The organism is Rhodococcus sp. LW-XY12 (genome assembly GCF_019317345.1).
Classification (GTDB): Bacteria; Actinomycetota; Actinomycetes; order Mycobacteriales; family Mycobacteriaceae; genus Rhodococcus; species Rhodococcus pyridinivorans.
Genome location: NZ_CP079225.1, coordinates 1,113,380 through 1,128,504, shown reverse-complemented (window position 1 = coordinate 1,128,504; position 15,125 = coordinate 1,113,380). Strand labels below are relative to the sequence as shown.

13 protein-coding genes are annotated in these 15,125 nt (G+C 69.5%); 8 read left to right on the top strand and 5 right to left on the bottom strand.

The window, feature by feature from the left end:
- Nucleotides 1-34 precede the first annotated feature (34 nt).
- From glmU to KXC42_RS05405, 5 genes are all read left to right on the top strand, one after another.
- On the top strand, nt 35-1,510 hold the full coding sequence (glmU, locus tag KXC42_RS05425; protein WP_006553848.1) for a bifunctional UDP-N-acetylglucosamine diphosphorylase/glucosamine-1-phosphate N-acetyltransferase GlmU: 1,476 nt from the start codon (nt 35-37) through the stop codon (nt 1,508-1,510).
- Nucleotides 1,507-2,484 (top strand): ribose-phosphate diphosphokinase, encoded by a 978-nt coding sequence (locus KXC42_RS05420; RefSeq protein WP_039584577.1) that lies wholly within the window; start codon nt 1,507-1,509, stop codon nt 2,482-2,484. The genes glmU and KXC42_RS05420 overlap by 4 nt, the downstream gene beginning before the upstream one ends.
- A gap of 33 nt (nt 2,485-2,517) precedes the next feature.
- Entirely contained in the window at nt 2,518-3,147 is a 630-nt protein-coding gene (locus KXC42_RS05415; protein WP_033098259.1) for a DUF2461 domain-containing protein, read from the top strand.
- Nucleotides 3,148-3,304: 157 nt separating this feature from the next.
- A complete protein-coding gene (locus KXC42_RS05410) occupies nt 3,305-3,982 on the top strand; it encodes a hypothetical protein (protein ID WP_006553845.1) in 678 nt (225 codons plus the stop codon).
- A 220-nt stretch (nt 3,983-4,202) separates the two neighbouring features.
- A complete protein-coding gene (locus tag KXC42_RS05405) occupies nt 4,203-6,791 on the top strand; it encodes a LuxR C-terminal-related transcriptional regulator (RefSeq protein WP_071936323.1) in 2,589 nt (862 codons plus the stop codon).
- Here KXC42_RS05405 and KXC42_RS05400 read toward each other — a convergent pair.
- The 5 genes from KXC42_RS05400 to egtA all read right to left on the bottom strand — a co-directional run bounded on the left by KXC42_RS05400 (nt 6,760) and on the right by egtA (nt 12,264).
- Entirely contained in the window at nt 6,760-7,986 is a 1,227-nt protein-coding gene (locus tag KXC42_RS05400; RefSeq protein ID WP_071934504.1) for an MFS transporter, read from the bottom strand. The genes KXC42_RS05405 and KXC42_RS05400 overlap by 32 nt on opposite strands.
- Before the next feature lie 64 nt (nt 7,987-8,050).
- Nucleotides 8,051-9,007: an L-histidine N(alpha)-methyltransferase gene (gene egtD / locus KXC42_RS05395; RefSeq protein ID WP_071934503.1), complete on the bottom strand. Its 957-nt coding sequence runs from the start codon at nt 9,005-9,007 to the stop codon at nt 8,051-8,053.
- Complete coding sequence (gene egtC / locus KXC42_RS05390) at nt 9,004-9,753, bottom strand: ergothioneine biosynthesis protein EgtC (RefSeq protein WP_006553841.1); 750 nt, start codon at nt 9,751-9,753, stop codon at nt 9,004-9,006. Before egtC ends, egtD begins: the two co-directional genes overlap by 4 nt.
- A complete protein-coding gene (gene egtB, locus KXC42_RS05385) occupies nt 9,746-11,038 on the bottom strand; it encodes an ergothioneine biosynthesis protein EgtB (RefSeq protein ID WP_071934502.1) in 1,293 nt (430 codons plus the stop codon). The genes egtC and egtB overlap by 8 nt, the downstream gene beginning before the upstream one ends.
- Nucleotides 11,035-12,264: an ergothioneine biosynthesis glutamate--cysteine ligase EgtA gene (gene egtA / locus KXC42_RS05380; protein ID WP_037216302.1), complete on the bottom strand. Its 1,230-nt coding sequence runs from the start codon at nt 12,262-12,264 to the stop codon at nt 11,035-11,037. The genes egtB and egtA overlap by 4 nt, the downstream gene beginning before the upstream one ends.
- Before the next feature lie 154 nt (nt 12,265-12,418).
- On the opposite strand from egtA, the gene KXC42_RS05375 reads away from it, so the two are divergent.
- The 3 genes from KXC42_RS05375 (at nt 12,419) to pth (ending at nt 15,092) form a co-directional block, all read left to right on the top strand.
- Nucleotides 12,419-13,597, top strand: coding sequence for an aminotransferase class V-fold PLP-dependent enzyme (locus KXC42_RS05375; RefSeq protein WP_006553838.1), 1,179 nt, complete (start codon nt 12,419-12,421; stop codon nt 13,595-13,597).
- Nucleotides 13,598-13,815: 218 nt separating this feature from the next.
- Nucleotides 13,816-14,424 carry a 50S ribosomal protein L25/general stress protein Ctc gene (locus KXC42_RS05370; RefSeq protein ID WP_006553837.1) on the top strand — a complete coding sequence of 203 codons (609 nt, stop codon included), beginning with the start codon at nt 13,816-13,818 and terminating at the stop codon, nt 14,422-14,424.
- Between the two features lie 95 nt (nt 14,425-14,519).
- On the top strand, nt 14,520-15,092 hold the full coding sequence (pth, locus tag KXC42_RS05365) for an aminoacyl-tRNA hydrolase (protein WP_006553836.1): 573 nt from the start codon (nt 14,520-14,522) through the stop codon (nt 15,090-15,092).
- The last annotated feature ends 33 nt before the right edge of the window (nt 15,093-15,125 follow it).

The window sequence follows — 15,125 nt, the reverse complement described above, 5'->3', positions numbered from 1 at the left end:
GGACCGGCGTACAGAAACGTGTCGAGGGAGCTACATGCAGGTGCAGACCGCGATCGTCGTGCTGGCAGCCGGAGCAGGAACAAGGATGCGGTCGAAGACACCGAAGGTGTTGCACACCCTCGGTGGACGCACGATGCTCGCTCACTCCCTGTACGCCGCCGCCGCACTCGGACCCGCCCATCTCGTCACCGTCGTCGGGCACCGCCGCGAGGAGGTCTCCGCCGAGGTGAGCGCCGTCGCCGCGGATCTCGACCGCGAGATCCGGGTGACCGTCCAGGAGGAACAGCTCGGCACCGGCCACGCCGTGGAGTGCGGCCTCGGTGCCCTCCCCGACGACTTCGACGGCACGGTCGTCGTCACCGCCGGCGACGTCCCGCTGCTCCGCTCCGACACCCTGCAGGAACTGCTCGACGCGCACCTCGACACCGAACCTGCCGCCGTCACCGTCCTCACCACGACGGTGTCCGAGCCGACCGGCTACGGACGCATCGTGCGCACCACCGACGGCGACGTCGCCGGGATCGTCGAGGAGAAGGACGCCTCGCCGACGCAGCGCGCGATCCAGGAGATCAACACGGGCGTGTACGCCTTCGACGCGGCCGCGCTGCGATCCGCGCTCGGCAAGCTGAGCGCCGACAACTCGCAGGGCGAGCTGTACCTGACCGACGTCGTGAAGATCGCCCGCAACGAGGGCCACACCGTCCGCGGACTCCACACCGACGACGCGGTGCAGGTCTCCGGCGTCAACGACCGCGTCCAGCTCGCCGCACTGACCACCGAACTCAACCGGCGCCTGCTCGAGCACTGGATGCGCGAGGGTGTCACGGTGATCGACCCGGCTTCGACGTGGATCGACGTCGACGTCGTGCTCGGCGCCGACGTCACCATCCACCCGGGTGTGCAGTTGCGCGGCCGCACGGTGATCGCCGACGACGCGGAGGTCGGCCCCGACACGACGCTGACCGACGTGCAGGTCGGCGCCGGCGCCACCGTGATGCGCACCCACGGCTCCGACGCCGTGATCGGCGCGGAGGCCACCGTCGGCCCGTTCACCTACCTGCGCCCCGGCACCGAACTCGGCGCGTGCGGCAAGCTCGGCGCCTTCGTCGAGACGAAGAACGCGCAGATCGGAGCGCATTCGAAGGTCCCCCACCTCACTTATGTCGGCGACGCGGAGATCGGCGAGCACTCCAACATCGGGGCATCGAGCGTGTTCGTCAACTACGACGGGGTGAAGAAGTACCGCACGGTCGTCGGATCGCACGTCCGGACCGGGTCGGACACTATGTTCGTCGCTCCCCTCACGGTGGGCGACGGCGCCTACACGGGCGCCGGAACAGTACTCCGTCGCGACGTTCCTCCGGGGGCGCTGGCGGTGTCGGGTACGCCACAGCGCAATATTGACGGGTGGGTTCAGCGAAATCGCGCCGGTACCCCCGCTGCCGAGGCAGCATCGAGAGCACAGCAGCCGCACGACCACGATCGCCAGAAGGACGGCCAGAACCAGTGACCAATTGGATCGACAACCAGAAGAACTTGATGCTCTTCTCCGGCCGGGCCCATCCCGAGCTGGCAGAGCAGGTCGCGAAGGAACTGGGCGTCCCCCTCACCCCGCAGACGGCACGGGACTTCGCGAACGGTGAGACGTTCGTGCGTTTCGAGGAGTCGGTGCGCGGTTCGGATGCCTTCGTGCTGCAGAGCCATCCGTTCCCGCTGAACCAGTGGGTCATGGAGCAGCTCATCATGATCGACGCGCTCAAGCGTGGTTCGGCCAAGCGCATCACCGCGATCCTGCCGTTCTACCCCTACGCCCGTCAGGACAAGAAGCACCGCGGCCGCGAGCCCATCTCCGCCCGCCTGATCGCCGATCTGCTCAAGACCGCCGGCGCCGACCGCATCATCACGGTCGACCTGCACACCGATCAGATCCAGGGCTTCTTCGACGGTCCGGTCGACCACATGCACGCACAGGGTCAGCTCGCCGAGTACATCCGCGGCAAGTACGGCGTCGAGAACATCGCCGTGGTCTCCCCCGACTCCGGTCGCGTGCGGGTGGCCGAGAAGTGGGCCGACACCCTCGGTGGCGCGCCGCTGGCGTTCATCCACAAGACCCGCGACCCGCTGGTGCCCAACCAGGTCAAGTCGAACCGCGTGGTCGGTGAGGTCGAGGGCCGCACCTGCATCCTGATCGACGACATGATCGACACCGGTGGCACCATCGCCGGCGCCGTGAAGATCCTCAAGGAGGCCGGCGCGGGCGACGTCATCATCGCCGCCACCCACGGTGTGCTCTCCGACCCGGCCGCCGAGCGCCTCGCTTCGTGCGGCGCCAAGGAGGTCATCGTCACCAACACGCTGCCGATCCCGCCGGAGAAGCAGTTCGACTGCCTCACCGTGCTGTCGATCGCTCCGCTGCTCGCGCAGACGATCCGCGAGGTCTTCGAGAACGGCTCGGTCACCTCGCTGTTCAACGGGGTCGCCTGACCTTCCGCTCGACGACGGGGCAGACTTGTCCGGGTGTTCACCGGATTTCCCGTCGCGGCCCTCGACTTCTACGACGATCTCGAGGCCGACAACAGCAAAGCATTCTGGGCCGCGCACAAGGCCGTCTACGACGACTGCGTGCGCGGCCCGATGCTTGCCCTACTTGCGGAACTCGAGGAGGAGTTCGGGGAGGGCAAGGCCTTCCGCCCGTACCGCGACGTGCGGTTCAGCAAGGACAAGCTGCCGTACAAGACCCACCAGGGCGGATTCGCCTCCGTCGCGCAGAGCGTCGGCTACTACGTCGAGATCAACGCCGCCGGATTGCGGGTCGCCGCCGGCCTGTTCCACGGCTCGTCCGATCAGATCGCCGGTTACCGGACCGGGGTCGATCACGACCGTCGCGGTCCCGAGCTCGGGAGGATCGTGCGCAAGCTCGAACGCGCGGGATACGAGATCGGCGGCGACCGGTTGAAGTCCCGGCCGCGCGGCGTGGGCGCCGATCATCCCCGCATCGAACTCATGCGTCACCGGTCGCTGTGGGCCGGTCGCACCGAGATCTCCCCGCCGTGGATCGACAGTCCGCGCACCCTCGAGGAGGTGCGTTCGGCGTGGCGTGAGTTCCGGCCGCTGGTGCGCTGGCTCACCGCTGCTACCACAACGTGATCCGGCAGACCGGGTGGTATGGAAATGCTGTGTGGCGCAATGGTTTGAAGGACGCGCCGGGACGGGGATGATCTTCGTCACGCCGCGTGAAATCGTCGCAGGTCGTGCGAGACCCCCCTCCCCTGCGTAACTCGGCTTTCACCTAAAGTGGCACCTCGTGACCGACGCGCAAACTCTCGAAGCCCCTACGGAAAACGCGACAATCCGAACGGTCCGACGATGGTCGCCGGGTGCGTGCGTCTGGTGCGGCGACACCGACTCTGTCGAGGTCTTCCGCAACGAACCTCGCTGTGCCACATGCCGTAAGCACGAAGCCGTCATCGACGAGGCCCGCAAGTTCATGGGCATGTACGGCCTGCGCCCCATCGGCGGCACCCTGCAGTCCGACGACGAGGAGGAATACGAGCACCGCCTCGCCGCCCGCGAGGCCCGCCGCGCCCTCAACGACATCCGTCTCGCCGAGCAGCCCGACCCGGCGCTCGTGCGCAAGGCCTTGCGTCCCCGCGCCGCCGCGATCACGGAGGGCCACACCGGTTCCTCCGCGCAGACGTCGACGCGTCCGGCCTCCGCGACCCGCAGCTCGTCCGCTTCGGCCAAGCCGGCGAAGTCCGCGGCTCCGGTCCGGACGGGCGCCGTGGACGTCGAGGAGATCCAGACCCGGGCCCTCGCGCTGCTCGATCAGCTCTCCGCGATCGACGCGCAGCTCGCGCTCGTCGCCGAGCAGAACGGCCTCGCCGCCCGCGCCCGCCGCAGCGATCTGGAGAAGCAGAAGGCGACGATCCTGCGCACCCTCGCCGCACTCGAGAAGGCACGTCTGAGCGCATCCGGCAGCTAGTCGCCGGCTCACACCACCGCAGCCCCGTCCCGCTCCGTCGAGTCCGCTCGACGGTCCGGTGCCGGGGCTGCCGTCGTTACCGCACGTCACGACGGTTGTCGTTACCGCACCTCACGACTACGGACCAGGTAGTCTGTGATCGACCAAGAGCCTGTCGGGGGCACTGCTCGGGCCTTCCCGCCTGTGCAGATCCGGGCTGAAGCCTTCCGAAGGAGTGCGCGTGAGTGTTTCCGACTCCCCTCGCGTCGGTGCACCCGCGTGGCGTTCCTTGTCCTCGGCTCTGGCGCGACCCCGATTGTTCGCGTGTCTCGACCGGTGCTCCACGCTGACGGTGATCGACGCTCCCCCGGGTTTCGGCAAGCGGACGCTCGTCGCGGGATGGCTCCATCGGGGCGGCGCACCCGACCACACGATCGTCTGGGTTCCCGAACTCACGACGTCCGGCGACGGCGACCTGCCCGAGCATGTGCTCGCGGTCCTCGCCGATCACCCGGCCGTCGAGGTCGCCGACGACGGTCCCGACGATTCCCCGTTCGAGCGCGTGGTCCGTACCTTCCGCGATCTGGGGTCGCCCTGCCTGCTCGTGCTCGCCTGTGTGTCGCCGCAGAACTCGGCCGAGGTGCTCGAAGCAACCCTTCGGCTGCTCGACCGGTGCCCCCTGCTCGATGCGATCGTCTGCCTGCCGGGAAACAGCACCGACATGACCGAGGTCGTCCTCCGCGGGATCGACTCCACGTACGTCCCGGCGGCCGATCTCGCGTTCACCATCGAGGAGACGACGACGCTGTTGCGCGACGCCGGACCGGAGCGCTCCGACAGCGAGTGCGAGGTCGTGTGTCGCGTGCTCGGTGGTGTGCCCACCCTGGTCTCGGCGGCCGCGGCCGTCGCCCGGAGCCGGCCCCAGCGCCTGATCGACTCCCGCGGACTGCCGACCCCGGCCTTGGCCCGCCTCGTGCGGACGTATGTGGAGAGCCTGCTCGACGAACTCGACGACGCGCACCGCGAGTTCGCGTTCTCGGTCGCCGCTGCCCACAGCGTCACCGCCGAGCGGGCGGCCGAACTGACGGGCGCGGCGGACCCCGAGGCCGCACTCGCGACGCTCGCCGCGGCCGGCCTCCTGATGGATTCGCCCTTCGACGATCCCCGGACATGGCGGTGGCCCGACGCCGTCCGCTCGTGCGTGCTCGACATCTCCCGCCGAGAGCAACCCGGACGTGTCGACGCCCTGCTCGTCGAACTCGCCCGGGCCCATCGCGACGCCGGCAGGCCCGCCGAGGCGTCGATCTATGCCGTCGAGGCCGGCGACTGGGAGACCGCCGTGGCGATCGTCGAGGAATCCTGGGCGCGCATGGTCGACAGTTCTTTCGACGTTCTCGTCAAGGTGCTTCGGCAGATCCCCGACCAGGAGCTCGGCGACCATCCGTCGGTCCAGGCAGGTCGCGCGCTGTTCACACAGATGCTCGACGAACATTCGATCCTGCACGCCTCCCTGCCCGCGGATCCCGACGAACTCACCGAGCTCGGGAAGACACCCGGCGCCGCGCAGGCCCTCTACGTCGCGACGGTGCAGACCCTGACCCTGCGGGTCTCGGGCGAATTCGGTGAGGCCGCGCGGTTGACGCTGCTGTTGCGTCCGCTCGTCGATTCGATCCTCGAACACCGGCCCGACGATCTCGGTCCGCAACTGCCGCTGCTGCGCGTGCAGTGGGCGATCACGCTCCAGCTCGCCGGATATCTGACCGAGTCCACCACCGTCTTCCGCCGCGCCTACCGCGGTGCGTACGCCGTGAACATCGCCTTCGTCATCCAGAACGCCGCGGGCAGCTCGGCGCTGAACTGGGCGGTGACGGGCGACAATCCGCGCGCCCGGGAATGGCTGCGCATCGAGAGCAACGCCGAGCCCACCGAGGGTCGCTGGGGCGAGATGGTCAAGGTGGGTGGTCGCGTGGCGTCCGCGCTCGTCCACCTCGACTCGCTCGAGCTCGACCGTGCCGTCGGATATCTCGACGAGCTCGGTGTCCCGCGGGTTTCGGAGGAACTCTGGGGATTCGTCGCCTACGGCCGGGCCTACTACAACCTGGCGGCGGGCAACGCCTACGACGGACTCACCGAACTGCACCGGCTCATCGCTTCACACCACGATCTGTTCGACCGCGGCGCGTTCTCGCGCATCCTGCTCGGGGCCGCCGAGATCGACCTGCAGCTGGCGCTCGGCAACGGCAACCTCGCGCGCGCCCTCGCCGAGGAGTCGCCGCAGACCCATCCGATGCTCGTGGTGACGAACGCGCGTGTCGAACTGTTCACCGGTCATCCGGAGATCGCGCTCAAGAAGCTCAAGCGTGTTCCGTGGACGGAGTGCGGCTTCCCGCGCGCACATGTCGAGGCGTTGCTCATCGAGGCGAGCGCCCACCTCGATCTCGACAAGAAGGACGCCGCGGTCCGCAGCTGGCAGCGGGCCTGCACGCTCGCCGAGGCCCTCGGCAACCGCCGCGCCTTCACCACTCTGGCCGAGGGTGTCGCCGGGCGTCTCGCGGAGCCCGGCGGTCTCACCGTCCCGGACGAGGAGATCGGGTCCGTCTTCACCGAACCGGTCACCCATGTCGAACTGTCCCGGCGGGAGACAGACGTGCTGGAGTTGCTGGCGCTGGGATCGACGCACGCCGACATCGCGAAGAAGTTGTTCGTCTCGCACAACACGATCAAGACCCAGTTGCGCAGTATCTACCGCAAGCTCGGCGTGCACACGCGGGTGGAAGCCATCGGCCGGGCGCGCGATCTCAGGCTGCTGCCGGTCCGCCGCTCGCTGTAGCCGAACGCGCACGCATCCGGGCGGTGAGCCGAAGATCGAGCGCCCACACGACACCCGCGAGCGCCGCCAGTCCGACACCGAGCACACACACCGCGGTCCACCCGCCGGCGCTCCACGCCATCGTGCCGAGCGCCGAACCGGACGCCGCACCGATGAAGTAGCCCGTCATGTAGACGGAATTGACGCGCGAGCGGGCGTCGGGGTCGAGGGCGTACACGATGTTCTGGTTGGTGATGTGCACGAGGTTGAGCGCGAGGTCGACGACGAGCATCCCGACGACGAACCACACCAGCGAACTCGCACCCGCCGCGAGCGCCGCCCACGACGCGATCAGCGTGAACACGCCCACCGCCGTCGTCGGCGGTCCGTAACCGCGGTCGACGAGCCGGCCCGCCGCGGTCGCGGCGAACGCACCGGCCACCCCGGCCAGCCCGACGAGCCCGATCTGCAGGTCGTCGAGGCCGAAGGGCGGGTCGGACAGCAGAAACGCCATCGTCGAGAACAGCGCGCCCACCGACGCGAAACCCAGCCCGCCGAGCAGGGTCCGGGTGCGCAGGCGAGGATGCGTGACGATCAACGTCCCGAGTGATCGCAGCGTGCTGCCGTAACCCTGACGGACCACCGGTGGCGTCGCCGGCAGCACCCGCCACAACGCGAGCGCCACGATCACCATCGCGACCGCGCTCACCCGGTAGACCGTCGTCCAACTGTCGCCGAGTTCGGCGAGGATGCCCGCGACGCTCCGGGCCACGAGGATCCCGACGAGCAGACCGCTCATCACGGTGCCGACCGCGCGACCCCTCGATTCCGGCGTCGCGAGGGTCGCCGCGAACGGCACCAGCACCTGCGCGGCCACCGAGAACAGACCGGCGACAGCGGTGCCCACCACGAGCACCCCGATGTTCGGCGCGAATCCGCTCAGCCCCTGCCCCGCCGCCGCGGCCAGCATGAGCATCACCGCCAGCCGCCGCTGCGGGAACATGTCGCCGAGCGGCACGAGGAACAGCAGGCCGAGAGCATAGGCGACCTGCGCGACCGTCACGGTGGAGGCGGCGGCCGATCGGGAGGTGTCCAGTGCTTCGGCGATCGAGTCGAGCAGCGGCTGGTTGAAGTAGTTGCCACCCACGCACAGACCCGTCGCCACGGCCATGAGCAACAGGACCGGGGTCGTCAGGACGGGACGGGAGGACGCCATGTCCTCCAGCGTCCCGTGTGGGCGCGGCGGAAGTCGAATCGGCTCGTCGGCCGCCTTTCGAGGACTACTCCCGGGATGCGGCGAGCAGGACGAACCGTCCGTCCGGATCCACCCATTCGTGCCGGACCACGAATCCCGCGTCGGCGAGTTCCTGCGAGATTCCGACGAGGCGGAACTTCGCGGAGATCTCGGTCCGGATCTGCTCACCCTCGGCGAAGGAGATCTGCAGGTCGAGACCCGGGATCGTCACGTCCATCGCCTCGGTCGCCTCGAGGCGCATCTCGATCCACTCGTTCTCCGGGTCCCAGACGGCGCGGTGCACGAACCGGGCGGGATCGAAGTCGGCGCCGAGCCGGTCGTTGAGCACCCGCAGGACGTTCCGGTCGAACTCCGCCGTCACGCCGGCCGCGTCGTTGTAGGCGGCGATCAGGGTGTCGCGGTCGATGACGAGACCGGCGCCGAGGAGCAGCCACTCGCCGGGATGGAGGATCGCGGCCGTCCCGGCGAGGAACTGTGCGCGTTCGCTCGGGACGAGATTGCCGATCGTGCCGCCGAGGAACGCGATCGCGCGTTTCCCGCCGGCCGGCAGATGCGTGAGCGAATCGGTGAAGTCGCCGACAACCCCGTGCACCGTCAGGTTCGGATACTCCGCCGCCAGCCGGGTGACGGCCGACCGCAACGCCGGTTCGGAGACGTCCTGCGGCACGTAGGTGTGGAGATACGGTTCGAGGGCGTCGAGCAGCACGTGCGTCTTCTCGGACGACCCGGAGCCGAGTTCGACGAGCATCTCGGGGCGGGCGGCATCGGCGAAGTCGGCGGCGTGCTGTCGCAGCAGTGCGAATTCGGTGCGTGTCGGATAGTACTCGGGCAGTCGCGTGATCTCGTCGAACAGTTCGCTGCCCCGCGCGTCGTACAGCCAGGTCGGCGACAGGTACTTGGGATCGGACGTGAGTCCGCGCCGTGCGTCCTCGCGCAGTTTGGCGTCGAGGTCCTCGGGGCGCAGATGCACGTCGACGATCACGGTGAACCGACCTCCAGTGGTGAGACGATGAGTTTGCCCGGCATCGCGGCGACGAGATGCCGGTCGGGTACGGGTTTCCAGCGGCTGTCGTCGTCGAACGGTTCGGACGCCACGATCGCGACCTGCTCGTCGACGAACGTCCACAGCGAGTGGTACCAGGCGGTGGCCCAGATCCCGGATTCGTTGCACAGCAACATGTTCAACCGTGATTCCGGTGCGAGTTCCAGCACGTCGTGGACGAGTGAGATCAGCGCCGGCTCGGGATCGGCCGAGCGCAGGCGCGACTGGAGCAGGAGCCACAGCGTGGCAGCATCGGTCGGTGATTCGAGCTGCAGCAGTTCGGCGACGGGAAGCGCGCCGGCGAGGGTGACGAGCGATCCCGGCCAGCCCCGGACGACACCGTTGAGACTGAACGCCCACCGGTCGTCGGAGAAGGGCGCGGCCGCCGACCGTTCGACGGGCATCCCCTCGGTGGCCGAGCGGGTCGCGGCGACGACGGTGCGCGACCGTATCGACGTCAGGCCTTCACCGACGAAGGGATCGGACCAGATCGGCAACGCCGACCGGTAGCGCCCGAAGGTGCCCTCGGCACTCCACCATCCGACACCGAATCCGTCGGCGTTGATCGTGCCTCCCCCACGCATGTCGGTGGGCGCCCACGACTGGCGGAGCAGCGAGTTGGTTCCGGTGGACAGCAGTGCCGCGACGTTCGTCTCCGGCCCGATGTACGCCAGATGTCTACACATCGCCCGTCCCGTACGCGACGCGGAGCCCGGAGAAGATCTGACGGCGGATCGGCAGATCCCAGTTGCGGAAGGTTCCGCGGCACGCGACCTCGTCGGTTCCGAACGAGCCTCCGCGCAGAACCCGGTGTCCGTCGCCGAAGAAGACCTCCGAGTACTCGCGGTACGGGAACGCGCGGAAGCCCGGATAACCGGTGAACGGTGTGGACGTCCACTCCCAGACGTCGCCGATCAGCTGGTGCACCCCGAGCGGTGACACTCCCTGCGGATACGCGCCGACGACGGCGGGACCGAGATGACGCTGACCGAGATTCGCGTGGTCGGGACCGGGATCCTCGTCGCCCCACGGGAATCGGCGGCTGAGCCCGGTGGCCGGATCCCAGCGTGCCGCCTTCTCCCATTCGGCCTCGGTCGGAAGACGTCCACCGGCCCAGCGGGCGAACGCCTCCGCCTCGTGGAAGCACACGTGCACGACCGGCTCGTCCGGGTGCAGCGGCATCGTGCGGCCGAAGGCCGTTCGGCTCCATTCGGTTTCGTCGCGACTCCAGAACTGCGGGGCCTCGAGACGGGCGTCGAGGCGGTGCTGCCAACCTGCCTCGCTCCACAGTTCGGGCCGCTCGTACCCGCCGTCCTCGACGAACCCGAGGTAACGGCGGTTGGTGACGGGCACCGCGTCGAGTTCGAACTCCGGCACCTCGACGACGTGTGCCGGGCGCTCGTTGTCGAGGGCCCACGGATCGGTGGACGTGCCCATCTCGAATGCGCCGGCGGGGATCCGGACACGTTCGGTGTCGCGGACGGTTCCGGTGCGCGGCGCTTCCGGCGCGTCGAGCAAGGGTGGACCCTGCCGTAACTGGTGCGTCGCGAGCATCGTCTCGCCGTGCTGCTGTTCGTGCTGCGCGACCATCGCGAAGACGAAACCCTCGCGGGTCAGATCGTCGTCGAATGCACTGTCTTCGAGCACATCCCAGGTGAGCTCGCGGACGGCACGCGCGTAACGGCGGGCGGCGTCGGGGTCGAGCAGCGGCAGCCCCGTGCGGGTCGCGCGCGGATGCCGGAACGCGTCGTAGAGATCGTCGATGTCGCCGCGAACCGCAGGGCGCCTGCCCGCGACCCGCACGAGCCAGCGCTCCTCCTGGTTGGCGATGTGCGCGAGATCCCACACCAGCGGGCTCATCAACGGCGAATGTTGTGCGGTGAGATCCTGTTCCGGCACGGAGGCGAGTACCTCGGTGCGGGCACGCGCCCGCTCGAGGTGCCGCCTGAGCGCAACACGAGCAGGTGTCACCGCACCTCCTCACCCGGCGCCAGACCGCGCAGGCACCGTGCCGCGGCCGCGTCGAGCGCCGCGGTGAACCGCATGTCGCGGGAGGACTCCGCCGCGAGCGAGAGCAAACCCGCCGCGGCAGCACGCAATTCGAGCGAGGCGAGACCGACGCGGGCCGCCTCGGACCACTGGTCGCGCACCGGCGCGGCGATCGCGCACGCCTCCGCGGAGACCTCGGGCGCCGACAGCAACGCCTCGAGAGCCGCGACGGGCACCTGCCACGACTCGGCCGGCTGGGCGTCGAGATAACGCACCTCGAGATGCCCGCACGGACGAACAGGCGGGAACAGCGTCGTCATGTGGTAGTCGAGGTCGTCGATGGTGGGTCGACGGTGGATGTCGGCGTCGAGCTCGCCCGCGAGCCACGCCGCGAAGGTGGCGCCGGGCGGTGCGTACCATTCGGGCATTTCCGAACGCACGCAGGTCAGCGGTGCGTCGAGCACCCATGCGGGGTAGTCGGCGGGATGGTCGACGTGACCGAGTGCGGGATCGAGTTCGAGCCACGTGCGCATCCGCTGCGACGCCCAGTCGCCCTCCGGAGCACCTCGCAGCCGGGGCGAGCACGCGAAGGCCGCGATCATCGCCGGGCCGATGGCGTGGAGCAACTCCCAGCGCTGCACCACCTCTGCCTCGTCGCGTCCCGCGTCGACGGAAACCTGTATGGACGCAGTGCTGTTCATCATCAACCGGCCCATCGGGCCGATCCGGTCGTAGCGGAGTTCCATCGCTCCGTAGCGCGGGGTGCGCAGCAGACGGTGGGGAGGCCGCACCTCGTCGGCGGCGCGGTCGAGCATGGTCACCGACCGGCGGGCCAGCAACGCCCGGAGCATGCGGAGGTCGGCCGTGAGCCGATCGCACACCTGCCGTGCCGAAGTGCACGGCACGCTCGACAGCTCGATCTGACCACCCGGCTCGACGCTGACCGCGCTGCCCGACGGCAGGGGACGGGCCGACGACGACGGCGCTACCGTGCGCGGCGCGTGGGGCCCGAGGGCCTCGACGAGCCTCGTGAGTTCGGGACGCGATTCGGTGCCGTCGGCCCGCGCGGTGAGCCATTCGAGCTCGACCCCGATCAGCCTGGGGATTCCCAGCCGGAATGCCCTGCTGCGGACGTGGTCCTCCGCTGCTGCTCGGGAGCCGAGGTCCTTGCGGGCACGGGAGGCTGCGGCATCGACTGCCATTGCCATTCGTCCACCCCCTCGGCCGGTGCGCCAGGTCTGCGGTCGAGACTAACCCGCCGGGGGACACGACGCGCGGATAACGCACCGGTGCGTGCGCGAACGCACTCCACCGGGCAGGCTCGACCCCGACGATACGGACGACGGAGGAGGTGAGCGGCCCGTGCTGGACCTCCAGGCGGCCCGACGCGACACACCGGGATGCTTCGACCGGGTCTTCCTCGACAGCGCCGGCTCGTCGCTGCCCCCGGCACCGGTGCTCGAGACGATGCTCGCGCACCTGCGCCGCGAGGCCGAGATCGGCGGGTACGTGGCGGCCGACGAACGGCTCGACGACCTGACGGCCGTGAAGACCTCGCTCGGCCGCCTGTTCGACGTGCCGGAGACCTCCCTCGCACTGTCCGACGGCGCCTCGCGGGCGTGGACGTCCTTCTTCTACGCGGTGCCGCTGCGACCCGGCGACCGCATCCTGATCTCGCAGGCCGAATACGCCGCAAACGCGATCGCCGCGCTGCAGCGCGCGCGGGCGACCGGCGCCACCGTCGAGGTCGTTCCGTCCGATCCGTCCGGCCGCGTCGACGTCGAGGCGCTCGAGGGGATGCTCGACGAACGGGTGCGGCTGGTGTCCGTCGTGCACGCCCCCACCAACGGCGGGCTCGTCAACCCGGTGCGGGAGATCGCCGACGCCGCGCACGCGGTCGGGGCGCTCGTGCTGCTCGACGCGTGCCAGTCGGTGGGGCAGCTGCCGGTGAGCGTGCCCGAACTCGACGTCGACGCACTGTCGGGCACCGGGCGCAAGTGGCTCCGTGGGCCGCGCGGCACCGGTTTCCTCTACGTGCGGCCGCGCCTGGTGAGCGAACTCGAACCGGCCGTTCTCGACCTGCACAGCGCCTCGTGGACCTCGGCCGACAGCTACGAACTCGCTCCGGACGCCACCCGCTTCGAGATGTGGGAGGCCGGAGTGGCGGCCCGGCTCGGGCTCGGCGCGGCCGTGGACTATCTCCTCGATCTGGGTGTCGACGCCGTGGCCGAGGCGGTGGCCTACCGGGCCGGGCACGTGCGCGAGGGGCTCGCGGGCATCGACGGCGTCACCGTCACCGACCTCGGCGAGCAGCGCAGCGGCATCGTCTCGTTCACCGTGGACGGCCGCGACCCGCGGGAGGTCCGCGACGCCCTGGCCGAGCGGTCCGTGACGGTCACGGTCAGCAGCCGCAGTTCGACGCTGCTGGACATGACCTCGCGCGACCTGCAGTCGGTGGTGCGGGCGTCGCCGCACTACTTCGTCTCCCCCGCCGACGTCGACAGGTTCCTCGCCTCGGTGCACGACATCGCCCGGTCGTGAAGCTCACGCGCGTCGACGACAGGGCTGTTTGTCCCTGATCGACGTCGTCCGGTAAAGTGGTTCGAGTTGTCTCGGCGAGGGTGAACCGCAATATCGCTGGATCACCGTGATCGACGCGGCTGCGACGGAAGCAATGTGCTCCCCGGTCGCACGTGTCGGATCCGTTCGTTCGAGAACACCCGACCACCAAGTGCCACCAGCGTAGGAGCCGTCACATCATGTCCGACGAGAATCGTCTCGTAGCCAGCGTCCGCACCGAGTTCGGCAAGGGTGCCGCACGCCGCGCCCGTCGCGCCGGCCAGGTCCCCGCCGTCCTCTACGGCCACGGCACCGAGCCCCGGCACCTCGCCCTCCCCGACCTCGAGTTCGCAGCCGTGCTGCGTAACCACGGCACCAACGCCATCCTCACCCTCGACGTCGACGGCGAGGATCAGCTCGCGCTGACCAAGTCGGTCGTCGTCCACCCCATCCGTCGCTACATCGAGCACGCCGACCTGCTCGTCGTGAAGAAGGGCGAGAAGGTCACCGTCGAGGTGCCCGTCGTCCTCTCCGGTGAGGCCGGCTCCGGCACGCTGGTGGTCAACGAGGTCAACACGATCAAGCTCGAGGCCGACGCCCTGAACATCCCCGAGGAGATCACCGTCTCGATCGAGGGCGCCGAGGCCGGCACCCAGATCCTGGCCGGTGGCGTCGAGCTGCCCGCCGGCGCGACCCTGCAGGACGATCCCGAGCTGCTGCTCGTGAACATCGTCGAGGCTCCCTCCGCCGACGCCCTGGAAGGCGCCGAGGGCGAAGAGACCGCAGAAGAGGCCTCCGAGGAGGCCTGAGCCTTCACCGGCTCCCTGTGAAGTCACTCGTGCGGCGCGTCATCCCTTCGGGGTGGCGCGCCGCACGTCGTTCGAATGCACGGAAGGATCAGTTCGTGGGCGACGACGCCGCGCTCGTGGTCGGTCTCGGCAACCCCGGCCCGAAGTACGAGAACACCCGGCACAACATCGGATTCATGGTGGCCGACGTGCTGGCCGGACGCGTCGGCGGCAAGTTCTCCGCGCACAAGCGCAGCAACGCCGACATCGTGCAGGCCCGGCTCGACGGGCGGCAGGTGATCATCGCGAAGCCGCGCACCTACATGAACCTGTCCGGCGGTCCGGTCGCCTCCCTGGCCAAGTTCTTCTCGGTCGATCCCTCGAACGTGATCGTCCTACACGACGAACTCGACCTGGACTTCGGCACGATTCGGCTCAAGCTCGGCGGTGGCGAGAACGGGCACAACGGCCTGCGGTCGACCTCGTCGGCGCTCGGCACCAAGGACTACCTGCGGGTCCGGATGGGCATCGGCCGCCCTCCCGGCCGCCAGGATCCCGCCGACTTCGTGCTCAAGCCGTTCTCGGCGACCGAACGCAAGGAACTCGACGTGTGGTGCGAGGAAGGCGCCGACGCCGTCGAACTGCTGCTGAGGCTCGGCCTCGAGGGCGCCCAGAACCGCATCCACTGACCGCCCGCCTCCGCCGAGGCCGGCGCGGTCGCA